Source organism: Burkholderia sp. SR8, from assembly GCF_052851275.1.
Map to the genome: position 1 here is coordinate 234,058 of NZ_JAULUC010000001.1, position 15,923 is coordinate 249,980.

Consider the following 15,923-nt stretch of genomic DNA (forward strand, 5'->3'; position numbering starts at 1 on the left):
TCATTCAGACAGTACGCTCCACGCGTGGCGCAGGCGCTTTCGCAATGATCTCGGCGGCGAGGCGGCGTGCCTCGGCATCCGCCGCCAGGACGTCGTCGAGCCCGTTCGGGTTGCGGTTCGGCAGCGCATTGAGCACCGCGTCGACCGTCGCCGCGATCGCCATGAAGCCGATCCGGCGCTCGAGAAACGCTTCGACCGCGATTTCGTTCGCCGCGTTCAACGCGGCGCTCGCGATACCGCCCTCTTCAAGCGCCTTCAGCGCGAGTGCGAGACACGGGAAGCGCGCGTAGTCGGGCTTCTCGAACGACAGCTGCGCGATCTGCGCGAGGTCGAGCTGCTCTACACCCGCGTCGACGCGCTCGGGGAATGCCAGCGCGTGCGCGATCGGCGTGCGCATGTCCGGGTTGCCGAGCTGCGCGAGCACCGAGCCGTCGCGGTACGACACGAGCGAGTGGATCACGCTCTGCGGATGGATCAGCACGTCGATCCGGTCGCCAGGCAGGCCGAAGATCCAGTGCGCCTCGATCACCTCGAGGCCCTTGTTCATCATCGTCGCGGAATCGACCGAGATCTTGCGGCCCATCACCCAGTTCGGGTGCTTGCATGCCTCGTCCGGCGTCACGTCGACGAGCGTGGCCGGCTCGCGCGTGCGGAACGGGCCGCCCGACGCGGTCAGGATGATCTTCGAGATGCCGCCGTGCTCGCGCTCGTCGCGCGGCATGCACTGGAAGATCGCGTTGTGTTCGCTGTCGACCGGCAGCAGGATCGCGCCATGGTCGCGCACCGCGTCCATGAAGATCGCGCCCGACATCACCAGCGATTCCTTGTTCGCGAGCAGGATGCGCTTGCCGGCGCGCGCGGCCGCGAGGCTCGGCGCGAGGCCGGCCGCGCCGACGATCGCGGCGACGACCGTGTCGCAGCCGTCGCTCTTCGACACGTCGACGAGCGCCTGCGGCCCGTACAGCACCGTCGTCTTGCTGCCCGCGGCGCGCAGCCGGGCCTCGACGTGCGCGGCCGTCGCCGCATCGCCGACCACCGCGACTTCGGGGGCGAAGCGCAGGCACTGCTCGACGAGCTTGTCGCCGTTGCGGTGCGCGGTCAACGCGTAGACCGAGAAACGCTCGGGATGGCGCGCGACCACGTCGAGCGTGCTGTCTCCGATCGAGCCCGTGGAACCGAGCAGTGTCAGACGTTTTTGCATAACAGAAATAGTGGTTTAACCAAGCAGCAGCATTGCGAGCGGCAGCACGGGCAGCAGCGCGTCGACGCGATCGAGCACGCCGCCGTGACCGGGCAACAGGCCGCTCGAATCCTTCACGCCCGCCTGCCGCTTGAGCAGCGACTCGAACAGGTCGCCGATCACGCTGTAGATCACCAGCAGCGTCAGCGCGGCCCACGCGCCGGGCAACCCGTAGCGTGCGGCGAACGCGGAAAACAGGGTCGGCTCGAACCAGTGTGCGGCCATCGCGACGCCGGCGACGATCATCACGGCCAGCCAGCCGCCGACCGCGCCTTCCCAGCTCTTGCCGGGACTGATCGTGATGGCCAGTTTACGCCTTCCGAAGGCCTTGCCCGCGAAGTATGCGCCGATATCGGCGAGCCAGACGACGAGAAGCAGCGACAGCACGAACGGAACGCCCTGCGCGCGCGCCGCGACGAGCGCGTGCCAGCAGGCCGCGAACACCACGAGGCCCGCCGCGAGCAGGAACGGGCGCCAGACGCCGCCCGCGAGCGCGGGCTTGCGCCGCAGCGAGAACGGGCCGACCAGCAGCCAGAACACGCCGGCCGCCATGAAAAGGGGACGGGACGAAGTCGCGTCGACGCCGAGCGGCGCGGTGGCCGCGAGCGCGAGCGCCGCGACGATCGCGTAGACGACGGAGCCGGCCGCGCCGAGCTTCAGCAGGCGCGCCCATTCCCATGCGGCAAACACGAGCACGACGCCGATCAGCGCGCCAAAGCCGCCGAGCGGCGCGAACAGCGTCACCGGCAGCAGCACTGCCAGCATCACGACCGCCGTGATCACACGGGTCTTCAGCATGAAAGGGAATCGGCGTTCTGCGATTGCGGTTCGAGCTGGGCGCTGGTGCGCCCGAAACGGCGCTCGCGCTCGGTATACGACGCGATCGCGTCGGCGAGCGCCGCGCCGTCGAAGTCCGGCCAGTATTTGTCCGTGAAGTAGAACTCGGCATACGCGAGCTGCCACAGCAGGAAATTGCTGACGCGCTGCTCGCCGCCGGTGCGGATGAAGAGATCGGGCTCCGGCGCATAGGCCATCGCCAGGTGCGGCGCGAACGCGTCTTCGGTCACGTCGACCTCGCGTCCCTCGCGCACGGCCTGCTCGACGAGTTTCTTCGTCGCCTGCAGGATGTCCCAGCGGCCGCCGTAGTTCGCGGCGATCGTCAGGGTGAGGCGGGTGTTGCGCGCCGTCTTGGTTTCGGCGCGGCGGATCAGCTCGCGGATGCGCGGCTCGAAGCGCTCGAGATCGCCGACCACCCGCAGGCGGATGCCGTTCGCGTGCAGCTTGCCGATCTCGCGCTCGAGCGCGGTGATGAACAGGCGCATCAGGAACGACACCTCGTCGTTCGGGCGGCGCCAGTTTTCCGAACTGAACGCGAACAGCGTCAGGTATTCGACGCCGGCGCGCGCGCAGCCTTCGACCACTGCCCGCACGGCATCCACGCCGCGGGTGTGCCCCGCGACGCGCGGCAAGCGGCGTTCGGTCGCCCAACGGCCGTTGCCGTCCATGATGATCGCGATATGACGCGGCACGGCGCCGACGTCAGGCACGCGAACGGTAGAGCTGGTATAGGTCATGGCCGTTGAGACAGTAATGCGGGAAGAAAGCGGCGCGCGAGGACGGTCGTCAGACCGTCATGATCTCGGCTTCCTTGCTCTGCACGAGCTTGTCGACTTCGGCGACGTGCTTGTCCGTCAGCTTCTGCACGTCGTCGCTCGCACGGCGCTCGTCGTCTTCCGAGATTTCCTTGTCCTTCACGAGCTTCTTCAGCGCTTCGTTCGCGTCGCGGCGCAGGTTGCGGATCGCGACCTTGGCCGTCTCGCCTTCGCTCTTGACCACCTTGGTCAGCTCGCGGCGGCGCTCTTCCGTCAGCGCGGGCATCGGCACGCGGATCAGGTCGCCGGCCGTTGCCGGGTTCAGGCCCAGATCGGCTTCGCGAATGGCCTTCTCGACCTTCGCGACCATGTTCTTTTCCCACGGCTGCACGCCGATCGTGCGCGCATCGACGAGCGTCAGGTTCGCGACCTGCGAGATCGGCACCATCGACCCGTAGTAGTCGACCTGCACGTGATCGAGCAGACCGGTATGCGCACGGCCCGTGCGGATCTTCGCCAGATCGTTCTTGAACGCTTCGATCGAGCGCTGCATCTTCTGCTCTACGCCCTTCTTGACATCAGCGACACTCATTTCAACCTCCGAACCTTCAAACCTTCAATGAACGCGGGCCCCGCCCGGCGCGCCACGCGCCGCGGCGGGCGACCCACGCCGCTTGCCCGCATCCGCGGGAGTTTACACGTGGACGAGCGTACCTTCGTCCTCGCCCAGCACGATGCGCTTGAGCGCGCCCGGCTTGTTGATCGAAAACACGCGGATCGGCAGCTTCTGGTCGCGGCACAGCGCGAAGGCCGTCGCGTCCATCACCTGCAGATTGCGGCTGATCGCCTCGTCGAAGCTGATCGTCGTGTAGCGCGTGGCCGACGGATCCTTCTTCGGATCGGCAGAATATACGCCATCGACCTTGGTCGCCTTCAATACGACCTCGGCGCCCACTTCCGAACCGCGCAGCGCGGCGGCCGTGTCCGTCGTGAAGAACGGGTTGCCCGTGCCGGCCGCGAAGATCACGACCTTGCCTTCCTCGAGCTGGCGGATCGCGCGGGGCCGGATGTACGGCTCGACGACCTGATCCATGCGCAGCGCGGACTGCACGCGCGCGACGATGCCGGCGTGGCGCATCGCGTCCTGCAGCGCCAGCGCGTTCATCATCGTCGCCAGCATCCCCATGTAGTCGGCCGTCGCGCGGTCCATGCCGGCCGCGCCGCCCGCGACACCGCGGAAAATGTTACCGCCGCCGATCACGACCGCGAGCTGTGTGCCGAGACGCACGACTTCGGCGATATCCGCCACCATCCGCTCGATCGTCGCGCGATTGATGCCGAAGGCATCGTCGCCCATCAGCGCTTCGCCGGAGAGTTTGAGGAGGACGCGTTTATAGGCATTGGACATAGGGGCTTCCGAGCGACGAGAGGATGACAACCACGAACTGTAGGGGCGAAATACTGATTCGGGCAAGCACCGACGGCCGGACCGGGGTTCCCGGCCGGCCGGCGGCGCCGCCGGCCGCGGCGGAGCGGACGCCCGCCGCGGATACTGCCTGACTGCTTACTGCTGCTTTGCTGCTGCGACCTGCGCGGCCACTTCGGCGGCGAAGTCGTCCTGGCGCTTCTCGATGCCTTCGCCGACGACGAACAGCGCGAACTTCTGCACTGCCGCATTCGCTGCCTTCAGCATCTGCTCGATCGTCTGCTTGTCGTTCTTAACGAACGTCTGGTTCAGCAGCGACACTTCCTTCAGGTACTTCTGCACGCTGCCGTCGACCATCTTCGCGACGATTTCAGCCGGCTTGCCCGATTCGGCAGCCTTCTGCTCGGCGACGCGGCGTTCCGTTTCGATCAGCTCCGCCGGCACGTCCGCCGACGACAGCGCGACCGGCTTCATCGCGGCGATGTGCATCGCGACGTCCTTGCCGACCTGCTCTTCCGCGCCCGTGTACTCGACGATCACGCCGATGCGTGCGCCGTGCAGGTACGTCGCGATCTTGTTCGCGGTTTCGAAACGCACGAAACGGCGGATCGAGATGTTCTCGCCGATCTTGCCGACCAGCGCCAGACGCACTTCGTCGACCGTCTTGCCGTCGAGCGGCAGCGCCGACAGCGCAGCCACGTCGGCCGGGTTCTTCGTCGCGACGAGTTCCGCAACCGTCTTCGAGAACGCGAGGAAGTCGTCGTTCTTCGCGACGAAGTCGGTTTCGCAGTTCAGTTCGACGAGCGCGCCTGCGTTGCCGCCGACGAACGATGCGACGACGCCTTCGGCCGTCACGCGCGATGCCGCCTTGCTCGCCTTGTTGCCGAGCTTGACGCGCAGCAGCTCTTCAGCCTTGGCCAGGTCGCCGTCGGCTTCCGTCAGCGCCTTCTTGCACTCCATCATCGGTGCGTCGGTCTTTGCGCGCAGTTCTGCCACCATGCTTGCGGTAATTGCCGCCATCATTCGCTCCTTGAGTCTGTATTCACAACGCCGCCCGCTTGGACGCGAACGGCCGAAAATCGTTTCCGGACCCGCGCCGCTTCGGCGCGATCAGGTCCGGCGCACAAGCTTAAAAAAAGGGGGCCTGTTGAGAGCCCCCTTTTTGCGCCGGCTCGGGGCCAGTTACGCGTTTTCCTCGACGTACTCGTCGTCGCCACGCGCTGCCTGGACCACTTCGTTGACCGCGTTCGCACGGCCTTCCAGGATCGCGTCGGCCACGCCTTCAGCGTACAGCGCAACTGCCTTGCTCGAATCGTCGTTGCCCGGGATCACGTAGTCCACACCTTCCGGCGAGTGGTTCGTGTCGACCACGGCGATGACCGGCACGCCCAGCTTGTTCGCTTCCGTGACGGCGATCTTGTGGTAGCCGACGTCGACGACGAAGATTGCGTCCGGAATGCCGCCCATGTCCTTCACGCCGCCGATCGACTTCTGCAGCTTGGCGATTTCGCGTTCGAACAGCAGCGCTTCCTTCTTGCTCATCTTCTCGAGCTCGCCCGCCTCGACTGCCGCTTCCATGTCCTTCAGGCGCTTGATCGACACCTTCAGCGTCTTGAAGTTGGTCATCATGCCGCCGAGCCAGCGTGCGTTGACGTACGGCATGCCCGCACGCTGCGCTTCCTGGGCGATCGTGTCACGCGACTGGCGCTTCGTGCCGACGAACAGGATCGTGCCGCGGTTCGCTGCCAGCTGGCGCACGTACTTCTGTGCGTCCGTGAACATCGGCAGCGTCTTTTCGAGGTTGATGATGTGAATCTTGTTGCGGTGACCGAAAATGAACGGAGCCATCTTCGGGTTCCAGAAGCGCGTCTGGTGACCGAAGTGGACACCCGCTTCCAGCATTTGGCGCATCGTAACTGCCATGTAAATTCTCCACGAGGGTTGGGTCTTAAGCCGGCTGCCGTACCGCCGCGCGAACGCGCCCTGAAGGCTCTTCGTTCCGCGCGGCCGGCACCCTGGTTGCGCCGGCTTGCGATTCGGCACGTGCGAAACTGCGCGTGCCGCAAGCCTTTCATCGCGATGCCGCACCACATCGCCCCAAAACGGAGCATGTTCGGCATTTGGATGTCGACTTAGCCAGAGAGTATAGCACGCCGATTTGTCGGCTCTCAAGTCGCGCACCACTATCGCTAGCCGCGCGGCAGCCGGGCGGACAATCCGCGAAAACCCGCACCGGCACCGCCCGCAGGGGCTGCGAGGCCCGCCATAAGGTGCGATAATCCGTCAATTCACCGCATTCCAGGCATACCTCGATGGCTATTACGCTCAAAAACGAACACGACATCGCCGAGATGCGCGTCGCCTGCCGTCTCGCGAGCGAAGTGCTCGATTTCATCACGCCGCACGTCGTCGCGGGCATCACGACCGCCGAGCTCGACCGGCTCTGTCACGAATTCATGCTCAACGAGCAGGGCACGATCCCAGCGCCGCTGAACTACCAGCCGCCCGGCTACCCGCCGTACCCGAAAGCCACCTGCATTTCGGTCAACGACGTGATCTGCCACGGCATTCCGGGCGAGAAGGTGCTGAAGAACGGCGACGCGCTGAACATCGACATCACCGTGATCAAGAACGGCTACTTCGGCGACACCAGCCGGATGTTCATCGTCGGCGAGGGCTCGATTCTCGCGAAGCGCCTCGTGCAGACCACCTACGAGTGCATGTGGCTCGGCATCGACCAGGTCAAGCCGGGCGCGCACCTCGGCGACATCGGCTATGCGATCCAGAAGCATGCGGAAGCGCAGGGCTACAGCGTCGTGCGCGAATACTGCGGCCACGGCATCGGCACGGTGTTCCACGAAGATCCGCAGGTCGTCCACTACGGCCGCCCGGGCACCGGGATCGAGCTGAAGGCCGGGATGATCTTCACGATCGAGCCGATGATCAACGCCGGCAAGCGCGACATCCGCACGATGCCCGACCAGTGGACGGTCAAGACGCGCGACCGCAGCCTGTCCGCGCAGTGGGAGCACACGGTGCTCGTCACCGAGACGGGTTACGAAGTGCTGACCGTGTCGGCCGGCACGCCGGCGCGCCCGGTGTTCGCGCAACCGGCCGCCGCGGTCTGAGCGCCGTCGCGCGCCCCCGATCCACCCGCCCCTGACCTGAACGGCCGCCCATGAGCGCTCACGCCGCCCCCTCGCCCGAAGCGCTGTCGCGGCGCGCCGAATTCAAGGCCGCCAAGACCGACATGCTCGCGCGCTTTCGCAGCGCAACGAACGTCGCAGCGCTGATGCACGCGCTGTCGAAACTCACCGACGACGCGCTCAAGCGCGTGTGGGACGACTGCGAACTGCCGGCGACGCTCGCGCTCGTCGCGGTCGGCGGCTACGGGCGCGGCGAGCTCGCGCCCCACTCCGACGTCGACATCCTCGTGCTGCTGCCCGATACGCACGACCCGGCGCTCGACGCCCGCATCGAGCGCTTCATCGGGATGGCCTGGGATCTCGGGCTCGAGATCGGCAGCAGCGTGCGTACGGTCGCGCAATGCATCGAGGAAGCGTCGCAGGACGTCACCGTGCAGACCTCGCTGCTCGAGGCGCGCCGCATCGTCGGCAGCACCGCGCTGTTCGAGCGCTTCACCGTGCGCTATCACGAGGCGCTCGACGCGCGCGCGTTCTTCACCGCGAAGGTGCTCGAGATGCGCCAGCGCCACGCGAAGTTCCAGGACACGCCGTACAGCCTCGAGCCGAACGTGAAGGAAAGCCCCGGCGGGCTGCGCGACCTGCAGACGATCCTGTGGATCGCGCGCGCGGCCGGCTTCGGCAGCAGCTGGCGCGAGCTCGACACGCGCGGCCTCATCACCGAGCGCGAAGCGCGCGAACTGCGCCGCAACGAAGGATTCCTGAAAACGCTGCGCGCGCGGCTGCACGTGCTCGCCGGCCGCCGCCAGGACATGCTCGTGTTCGACCTGCAGACGCAGGCGGCCGAGAGCTTCGGCTACCGGCCGACGCAGGCCAAGCGCGCGAGCGAGCAGCTGATGCGCCGCTACTACTGGGCCGCGAAAGCGGTCACGCAGCTCGCGACGATCCTGATCCAGAACATCGAGGCGCAGCTGTTCCCCGCGACGAGCGGCATCACGCGCGTGCTGTCGCCCGATCGCTTCGTCGAGAAGCAGGGGATGCTCGAGATCGTCGACGACGGCGTGTTCGAACGCCATCCGGACGCGATTCTCGAGGCGTTCCTGCTGTACGAGACGACCCGCGGCGTGAAGGGGCTGTCCGCCCGCACGCTGCGCGCGCTGTACAACTCGCGCGAGATCATGAACAACACGTGGCGCCGCGATCCGCAGAACCGCCACACGTTCATGCAGATCCTGCAGCAGCCCGAAGGCATCACGCACGCGTTCCGGCTGATGAACCAGACGAGCGTGCTCGGCCGCTACCTGCTGAACTTCCGCCGCATCGTCGGCCAGATGCAGCACGACCTGTACCACGTGTATACGGTCGACCAGCACATCCTGATGGTGCTGCGCAACATCCGCCGCTTCGCGGTGGCCGAGCATGCGCACGAGTACCCGTTCTGCAGCCAGCTGATCGGCAATTTCGAGCGCCCGTGGGTGCTGTATGTCGCGGCGCTGTTCCACGACATCGCGAAAGGCCGCGGCGGCGACCACTCGACGCTCGGGATGGCCGATGCGCGGCGCTTCTGCCGCGAGCACGCGATCGCCGGCGACGACGCGGCGCTGATCGTGTGGCTCGTCCAGCATCACCTGACGATGAGCCAGGTCGCGCAGAAGCAGGACACCAGCGATCCGGAAGTCATCAAGCGCTTCGCGGAAGTCGTCGGCAACGAGCGGTATCTGACCGCGCTCTACCTGCTGACCGTCGCCGATATCCGCGGCACGAGCCCGAAGGTATGGAACACGTGGAAGGGCAAGCTGCTCGAGGATCTGTACCGCATCACGCTCGCGGTGCTCGGCGGCGCGAAGCCCGACGCGCATTCGGAACTGAAATCGCGGCAGGAGCAGGCGCTCGCGCTGCTGCGCCTCGAGACCGTGCCCGACGACGCGCACCGCGCACTGTGGGATCAGCTCGACGTCGGCTTCTTCCTGCGTCACGACGCGGCCGACATCGCATGGCAGACGCGCGTGCTGTACCGGCACGTGAACGCCGAGACCGCGATCGTGCGCGCGCGGCCGTCGCCGATCGGCGACGCGCTGCAGGTGCTCGTGTACGTGAAGGATCGCCCCGACCTGTTCGCGGGCATCTGCGCGTACTTCGACCGCAACGGGCTGTCGGTGCTCGACGCGCGCGTCAGCACGACGCGGCACGGCTATGCGCTCGACAACTTCATCGTCACGCAGACCGAACGCGACGTGCGCTATCGCGACATCGCGAATCTCGTCGAGCAGCAGCTCGCGATGCGTCTCGCCGAAACCGCCCCGCTGCCGGAGCCGTCCAAGGGCCGCCTGTCGCGGCTGTCGCGGACGTTTCCGATCACGCCGCGCGTCGACCTCCGGGCCGACGAGCGCGGCCAGTACTACATCCTGTCCGTGTCCGCCAACGACCGGCCGGGCCTTCTCTATTCGATCGCGCGCGTGCTGGCCGAGCATCAGGTCGGCGTCCACGCGGCGCGGATCAACACGCTCGGCGAACGCGTCGAGGACATCTTCCTGCTCGACGGTGCCGGCCTGTCCGACAACCGCCTGCAGATCCAGCTCGAAACCGAATTGCTGCGCGCGATCGCAGTCTGAATGAATCCCAGCGTTTATGCGCACCAAACTGACCGTCAAGAATCCGAAGCCGGCGTCGCCGACCCGCGCCCCTGTCCGCTCCGGCAGCCTCGTCGCCCGCAAGCCGGTGCGCCCCGCCGCGCCGGCCGCGGCCGACAAGCCGCCGCGCCCGAAGAAGGCTGCCGCGCCGGCAGCCGCCGGCGAACGCGCGTTCAAGCCGCGCGGCGCGGAACGGCCCGGCGCGGATCGCGCGCCGGCGAAGCGCGCGCCGCGTGACGGCGGTACCGAGCGCAGCGACGCCCGTCCGTATCGCAGCACCGACGATGCACGGCCGCGCCGTGCAGCCGGCGAAGGCGCGGCGCGTGCGCCCTATCGCGACAAGCCAGCCGGCGAAGGCGCGCAGCGCAGCTTCGGCGAGCGCCGTGCGCCGTCCGACCGCCCCGCACGTCGCAGCGACGACGATGCGCGCCCGCGCCGTGCAGGCAGCGAAGGCGGTGCACGCGCGCCCTATCGCGACAAGCCAGCCGGCGAAGGCGCGAAGCGCAGCTTCGGCGAACGCCGCACGCCGTCCGACCGCCCCGCACGTCGCAGCGACGACGATGCGCGCCCGCGCCGTGCAGGCAGCGAAGGCGGTGCACGCGCGCCCTACCGCGACAAGCCAGCCGGCGAAGGCGCAAAGCGCAGCTTCGGCGAACGCCGTGCGCCGTCCGACCGCCCCGCACGTCGCGGCGACGACGACGCACGTCCGCGCCGCGCAGGCGCCGAAGGCAGCGCACGCGCACCGTACCGCGACAAGCCAGCCGGCGAAGGCGCAAAGCGCGGCTTCGGCGAACGCAGCAGCAGCGAGCGCCGTTCGACCGGCGCCGCGCTGAAGACCGCCCAACCGGTCAAGCGCCGCGCCGCCGACGTCGATCACGGCGACGAAACGGGCCTGATGCGCCTGTCGAAGCGGATGTCGGAACTCGGCCTGTGCTCGCGCCGCGAAGCCGACGAATGGATCGAAAAGGGCTGGGTGCTCGTCGATGGCGAACGCATCGACACGCTCGGCACGAAGGTCCGCCCGGACCAGAAGATCGAGATCGACGAACGCGCGAGCGCCGCGCAGGCCGCGCAAGTGACGATCCTGCTGCACAAGCCGGTCGGTTACGTGTCGGGTCAGGCCGAAGACGGCTACGAGCCCGCGTCGGTGCTGATCACGCGCGCGAACCAGTGGAGCGGCGACCGCTCGCAGATCCGCTTCTCGCCGCAACACCTGCACGCGCTCGCGCCGGCCGGCCGGCTCGACATCGACTCGACCGGCCTGCTCGTGCTCACGCAGAACGGCGTGATCGCGAAGCAGCTGATCGGCGAACAGTCGGACATCGACAAGGAATACCTGGTGCGCGTGCGCTTCGGCGAACGCCTGATCGACATCGACCAGCACTTCCCTGCCGAATCGCTCGCGAAGCTGCGCCACGGCCTCGAACTCGACGGCGTCCCGCTGAAGCCCGCGATGGTGAGCTGGCAGAACGGCGAGCAGCTGCGCTTCGTGCTGCGCGAAGGCAAGAAGCGCCAGATTCGCCGCATGTGCGAGCTGGTCGGCCTCGAAGTGATCGGCCTGAAGCGCGTGCGGATGGGGCGCGTGATGCTCGGCGCGCTGCCGCAGGGGCAATGGCGCTACTTGTCGGCCGACGAGTCGTTCTGATCGCCGGCACGCATTGCGTGCCGCGCAGTGAAAAAACCCGCGCGAGCGGGTTTTTTTGTTTCCGGGGCGGCGACGGTGCAACGCGCCACGCGCCGCCATGCGCCGCCGCGTGCCGGCCGGTCAGTCGTCCTCGGTCGGATCGAGCCCCGGGAACAGCACCTCGGTGAAGCCGAACCGCGTGAAGTCGGTGATCCGCATCGGATACAGCTTGCCGATCAGGTGATCGTATTCGTGCTGGACGACGCGCGCGTGGAACCCTTCCGCGACACGGTCGATCTTCGTGCCGAACTGGTCGTAGCCGCTGTAGCGGACCTTCGCGTAGCGGCTCACCACGCCGCGCATGCCCGGCACCGACAGGCAGCCCTCCCAGCCCTCTTCCATGTCCGGCGGCATGTACTCGAGCTTCGGGTTGATCAGCACGGTCTCGGGCACCGGCGGCGCATCCGGATAGCGGTTGTTGCTGCCGAAGCCGAAGATGATGATCTGCAGCCCGATGCCGATCTGCGGCGCGGCGAGCCCCGCACCGTTCGCGTGGTGCATCGTCTCGAACATGTCCGCGACGATCTCGTGCAGGTCGGGGGTATCGAACCGCTCGACCGGCTCGGCCACTTCGAGCAGGCGCGGATCGCCCATCTTCAGGATCTCGCGAATCATGGCGTGTTGCCCTCCAGGAGTTGGTGCAGTCCGTCTTCGTCCAGTACCGGGATGCCGAGTTCCTCGGCCTTCGCGAGCTTGCTGCCCGCTTCGGCGCCCGCGACCACGTAATCCGTCTTCTTCGATACCGACCCGGCGACCTTCGCGCCCGCCGCTTCGAGCATCTCCTTCGCCGCGTCGCGCGTGAGATTCGGCAGCGTGCCCGTCAGCACGACCGTCTTGCCGGCCAGCACGCCCTGCGGCGCCTTCGGCGCGGGCGGGCCTTCCGGCCACGTGACCTTGCCGGGCGCGCGCAGCTGCTCGATCACCGTGCGGTTGTGCTCTTCCGCGAAGAACTGGTGGATCGACTCGGCGACGATCGGCCCGACGTCGTTCACTTCGAGCAGCTCGTCGATCGATGCGTCCATGATCGGGTTCAGCGACCCGAAATGCTTTGCGAGATCCTTCGCGGTCGATTCGCCGACGTGGCGGATGCCGAGCCCGTAGATGAAGCGCGCGAGCGTCGTGTGCTTCGCCTTCTCGAGCGAGTCGAGCAGGTTCTGCGCGGACTTCTCCGCGAATCGGTCGAGCTCCGCGAGCGTCGCGAAGCCGAGATTGAACAGGTCGGCCGGCGTGCGCACGAGATTCAGTTCGACGAGCTGATCGATGATCTTCTCGCCGAGCCCGTCGATGTCGAGCGCGCGGCGCTGCGCAAAGTGCCACAACGCCTGCTTGCGCTGCGCCGGACAGAACAGGCCGCCCGTGCAGCGCGCGATCGCCTCGTCCGGCAGGCGCTCGATCTTCGAGCCGCACACCGGGCACTCGGTCGGCATCACGAACGCTGCCGCATCGACCGGACGGCGGTCGAGCAGCGCGCCGACCACTTCCGGAATCACGTCGCCCGCACGCCGCACGATCACGGTATCGCCGATCCGGATGTCCTTGCGGCGCACCTCGTCCTCGTTGTGCAGCGTCGCGTTGGTCACCGTCGCGCCGCCGACGAACACGGGTTCGAGCCGCGCGACCGGCGTGATCGCACCGGTGCGGCCGACCTGCACGTCGATCGCGACGAGCTTCGTCAGCGCTTCCTGCGCGGGGAACTTGTGCGCGAGCGCGAAGCGCGGCGCGCGCGACACGAAGCCGAGCCGGTCCTGTTCGTCGCGCCGGTTCACCTTGTACACGACGCCGTCGATGTCGTACGGCAGCGATTCGCGCTTCTCGCCGACCTTGCGGAAGAAGCCGAGCAGGCCGTCCGCGCCGTGCACGACCGCACGTTCGCGGTTCACCGGCAGGCCGAGCGACTCGTACCAGTCGAGCAGCGCGCTGTGCGTGTCCGGCATCGGCATCCCGTCGAGCACGCCGATCCCGTACGCGAAGAACGACAGCGGACGCTGCGCGGTGATCTTCGGATCGAGCTGGCGCAGGCTGCCGGCCGCCGCGTTGCGCGGGTTCGCGAATTCGCGCTGCTCGGCCGCGCGCTGACGTTCGTTCAGGCGTGCGAAATCGCGCTTGAACATCAGCACCTCGCCGCGCACGTCGAGCACGGCCGGCACGTCCTTGCCCTTCAGCTTCAGCGGGATCGAGCGGATCGTGCGGACGTTCTCCGTCACGTCCTCGCCGGTCGTGCCGTCGCCGCGCGTCGCGGCCTGCACGAACACGCCGCGCTCGTAGCGCAGCGAGATCGCGAGCCCGTCGAACTTCAGCTCGCACGCGTATTCGACGGGGTCCGTCACCGAGCCGGCGAGATCGGTGGTTTTCGCGAGCGCATCGGCGACGCGCTTGTCGAATGCGGCGATGTCCTCGTCGGCGAAGCCGTTATTCAGCGACAGCATCGGCGCGTCGTGGACGACCGGCGTGAACCCGCTCGCCACTTCGCCGCCGACGCGCTGCGTCGGAGAATCGGGCGTCACGAGTTCGGGGTGATCGGTTTCGAGTTGCTGCAGCTCGCCGAACAGCCGGTCGTATTCGGCGTCGGGCAGGTCCGGCTGGTCGAGCACGTAATAGGCGTAGTTCGCCCGCTCGAGTTGGTCGCGCAGCCACGCGGCGCGCGCGTCGGGCTGGCTGGCTGGCGGTTCGGCTTGGGTTCGGGCCATGCTGGCGGCAGATTCGTTCTGAAAAATCGGATGTTCGATTATCTCAGTTTGACGCCGTGGCGGGGGCACGCGATGCGTGCCGCGCGGGCCTGCTGCGCCGCACACCCGCGGCGTGGGTGCGGCGCAGCAGCGACGTGCGGCGGCGGCGAGCGCCGCCGCACGCGATACGCGTTACTGGCTGAACAGACGCCGCGTGACCGGCGAACCGGCCGGGATGCCGGCTTCCTCGAGCTTCGCGTACAGCTTCATCAGTTGCTGATCGATCGCGACGAGCGTCGATTCCGGCAGCGGCCGGCGCGAATCGTCGACGACCCGTGCACCGATCCGCGCGGACAGCGACTTCGCGTAGTCGCACATCAGCCGGAACGGCAGGATGTCCTCTTCGGCGACCGGCACGTCGAGCACCAGCGTGATCATGTTGCCGCCCTTGTACGTGAGGTCGTCGCGCAGGAAGTTCGTGTCGCCGAACTGCAGCATGAACACCGGGTTCTGCTTCGCGTCGAGCTTCACGAACCGCGTGCCGTCGCGCGACAGCAGCAGCCCGTCCTGCGAAGCGACGGCCTGCACGTAGTTCGCGGACCACGGCGCGCCGTCCGACATCACGTTGATCGACAGCTGCGCGTCGCACTGCGCGGCGAAGCCGTCGAGCTCGCGCGCCATCGCGACCGTCTCCATCATGTCCGGGAATTCCGGCGCGCCGTCGATCGCGTCGGCGAACTGCTGGACGCCCGTCACGAACTCCGAGAATTCGAGCTCGTTCAGTGCGCCGCTGCGGTTCGCGAGCTGCGCGGCCGCACGCAGTTCCTCATAGCGCACGCCGTTCTGCAGCAGCTCCCACTGGCCGCCTTCCGGCTTGCCTTCGATATGCACGGGCTTGCTGCCCGCGCGGCGCAGCCGCTGCGCGACCGGCAGGATCTTGTCGCCCGGCAGCGGCGCGCCCAGGCGGATCGGCACGATGCAGTCGATCCGGCGGTCGACGATCGCCGGCGGTGCCGACGAAATCGTGGTCGCGGCCGGCAGCACGGGCTCGGCCGGCTCGTTCGCCGCGTCGACGGCCGGCGCTTCCGGCGTCGCCGCAGCCGCGCCTTCCTCGGCGGCCTGCGCGGCCGACTCGCTCGACTCCGACGGCAGGTCGGCGCCGGTCGCCTCGGCCTGCAGATCGGCCGGCGTGTCGGCGGGTGCCGCGCCGCTCGACGCTGCGCCGCCGAACGTCGGCTCGACGCGCGCGGCTTCGGCCGACGCCCCTGCGGCGGCGGCCGCCGCCGGCGCCGCGGGTTCGCGGCGCACGGGCTGGCGCACCGGCTCGATGAACGGCAGTTCTTCTTCGCGCTCGGGGCGGTTCATCGCCTCGGCCGCCTCTTCCGGCATTGGGCGCGGCATCCTGCGCCGCACCTTCGCGCCCTGCCATGCGTTGTAGACCACGACGCCGCCCACCACGACGGCGCCGGCGCCGATCAAACCGAGTGTCAACTCGTCCATGCACGCTCCATCAGCAATTCTTTTTCGTCGGAACCGCGAACG

General features: G+C 67.9%; 13 protein-coding genes. 3 read left to right on the forward strand and 10 right to left on the reverse strand.

Annotation, left to right across the window (positions count from 1 at the left end; genetic code table 11):
- Positions 1-4: 4 nt before the first annotated feature.
- From Q3A80_RS01085 to rpsB, 7 genes are all read right to left on the reverse strand, one after another.
- A complete protein-coding gene (locus Q3A80_RS01085; RefSeq protein ID WP_446327287.1) occupies positions 5-1,201 on the reverse strand; it encodes a 1-deoxy-D-xylulose-5-phosphate reductoisomerase in 1,197 nt (398 codons plus the stop codon).
- Between the two features lie 15 nt (positions 1,202-1,216).
- The gene (locus Q3A80_RS01090) at positions 1,217-2,038 is read right to left on the reverse strand and encodes a phosphatidate cytidylyltransferase (protein WP_446327288.1); all 822 of its coding nucleotides are present in this window, start codon (positions 2,036-2,038) and stop codon (positions 1,217-1,219) included.
- Positions 2,032-2,814: a polyprenyl diphosphate synthase gene (gene uppS, locus Q3A80_RS01095; RefSeq protein ID WP_006758563.1), complete on the reverse strand. Its 783-nt coding sequence runs from the start codon at positions 2,812-2,814 to the stop codon at positions 2,032-2,034. The genes Q3A80_RS01090 and uppS overlap by 7 nt, the downstream gene beginning before the upstream one ends.
- A gap of 49 nt (positions 2,815-2,863) precedes the next feature.
- Positions 2,864-3,424, reverse strand: a complete 561-nt coding sequence (frr, locus tag Q3A80_RS01100) for a ribosome recycling factor (RefSeq protein WP_006752152.1) — start codon at positions 3,422-3,424, stop codon at positions 2,864-2,866.
- A gap of 102 nt (positions 3,425-3,526) precedes the next feature.
- Entirely contained in the window at positions 3,527-4,240 is a 714-nt protein-coding gene (gene pyrH / locus Q3A80_RS01105; RefSeq protein WP_124500030.1) for a UMP kinase, read from the reverse strand.
- Between the two features lie 156 nt (positions 4,241-4,396).
- The gene (gene tsf, locus Q3A80_RS01110; protein ID WP_034207664.1) at positions 4,397-5,278 is read right to left on the reverse strand and encodes a translation elongation factor Ts; all 882 of its coding nucleotides are present in this window, start codon (positions 5,276-5,278) and stop codon (positions 4,397-4,399) included.
- Positions 5,279-5,440: 162 nt separating this feature from the next.
- Positions 5,441-6,181 carry a 30S ribosomal protein S2 gene (gene rpsB, locus Q3A80_RS01115; protein WP_006483818.1) on the reverse strand — a complete coding sequence of 247 codons (741 nt, stop codon included), beginning with the start codon at positions 6,179-6,181 and terminating at the stop codon, positions 5,441-5,443.
- Between the two features lie 389 nt (positions 6,182-6,570).
- On the opposite strand from rpsB, the gene map reads away from it, so the two are divergent.
- From map to Q3A80_RS01130, 3 genes are read left to right on the forward strand one after another with little or no spacing between them, the layout of a single operon-like run.
- Positions 6,571-7,386: a type I methionyl aminopeptidase gene (gene map / locus Q3A80_RS01120; RefSeq protein WP_446327289.1), complete on the forward strand. Its 816-nt coding sequence runs from the start codon at positions 6,571-6,573 to the stop codon at positions 7,384-7,386.
- A gap of 50 nt (positions 7,387-7,436) precedes the next feature.
- Positions 7,437-10,013: a [protein-PII] uridylyltransferase gene (locus tag Q3A80_RS01125; protein WP_446327290.1), complete on the forward strand. Its 2,577-nt coding sequence runs from the start codon at positions 7,437-7,439 to the stop codon at positions 10,011-10,013.
- Between the two features lie 16 nt (positions 10,014-10,029).
- A complete protein-coding gene (locus tag Q3A80_RS01130; RefSeq protein WP_446327291.1) occupies positions 10,030-11,676 on the forward strand; it encodes a pseudouridine synthase in 1,647 nt (548 codons plus the stop codon).
- 120 nt (positions 11,677-11,796) lie between these two features.
- Here the strand turns inward: Q3A80_RS01130 and def are convergent, their stop codons facing one another.
- The 3 genes from def to Q3A80_RS01145 all read right to left on the reverse strand — a co-directional run bounded on the left by def (position 11,797) and on the right by Q3A80_RS01145 (position 15,881).
- Complete coding sequence (gene def, locus Q3A80_RS01135; RefSeq protein ID WP_446327292.1) at positions 11,797-12,330, reverse strand: peptide deformylase; 534 nt, start codon at positions 12,328-12,330, stop codon at positions 11,797-11,799.
- Positions 12,327-14,402, reverse strand: a complete 2,076-nt coding sequence (gene ligA / locus Q3A80_RS01140) for an NAD-dependent DNA ligase LigA (protein ID WP_446327293.1) — start codon at positions 14,400-14,402, stop codon at positions 12,327-12,329. Before ligA ends, def begins: the two co-directional genes overlap by 4 nt.
- 171 nt (positions 14,403-14,573) lie before the next feature.
- Positions 14,574-15,881: a cell division protein ZipA C-terminal FtsZ-binding domain-containing protein gene (locus tag Q3A80_RS01145; protein WP_446327294.1), complete on the reverse strand. Its 1,308-nt coding sequence runs from the start codon at positions 15,879-15,881 to the stop codon at positions 14,574-14,576.
- Positions 15,882-15,923: the final 42 nt, after the last annotated feature.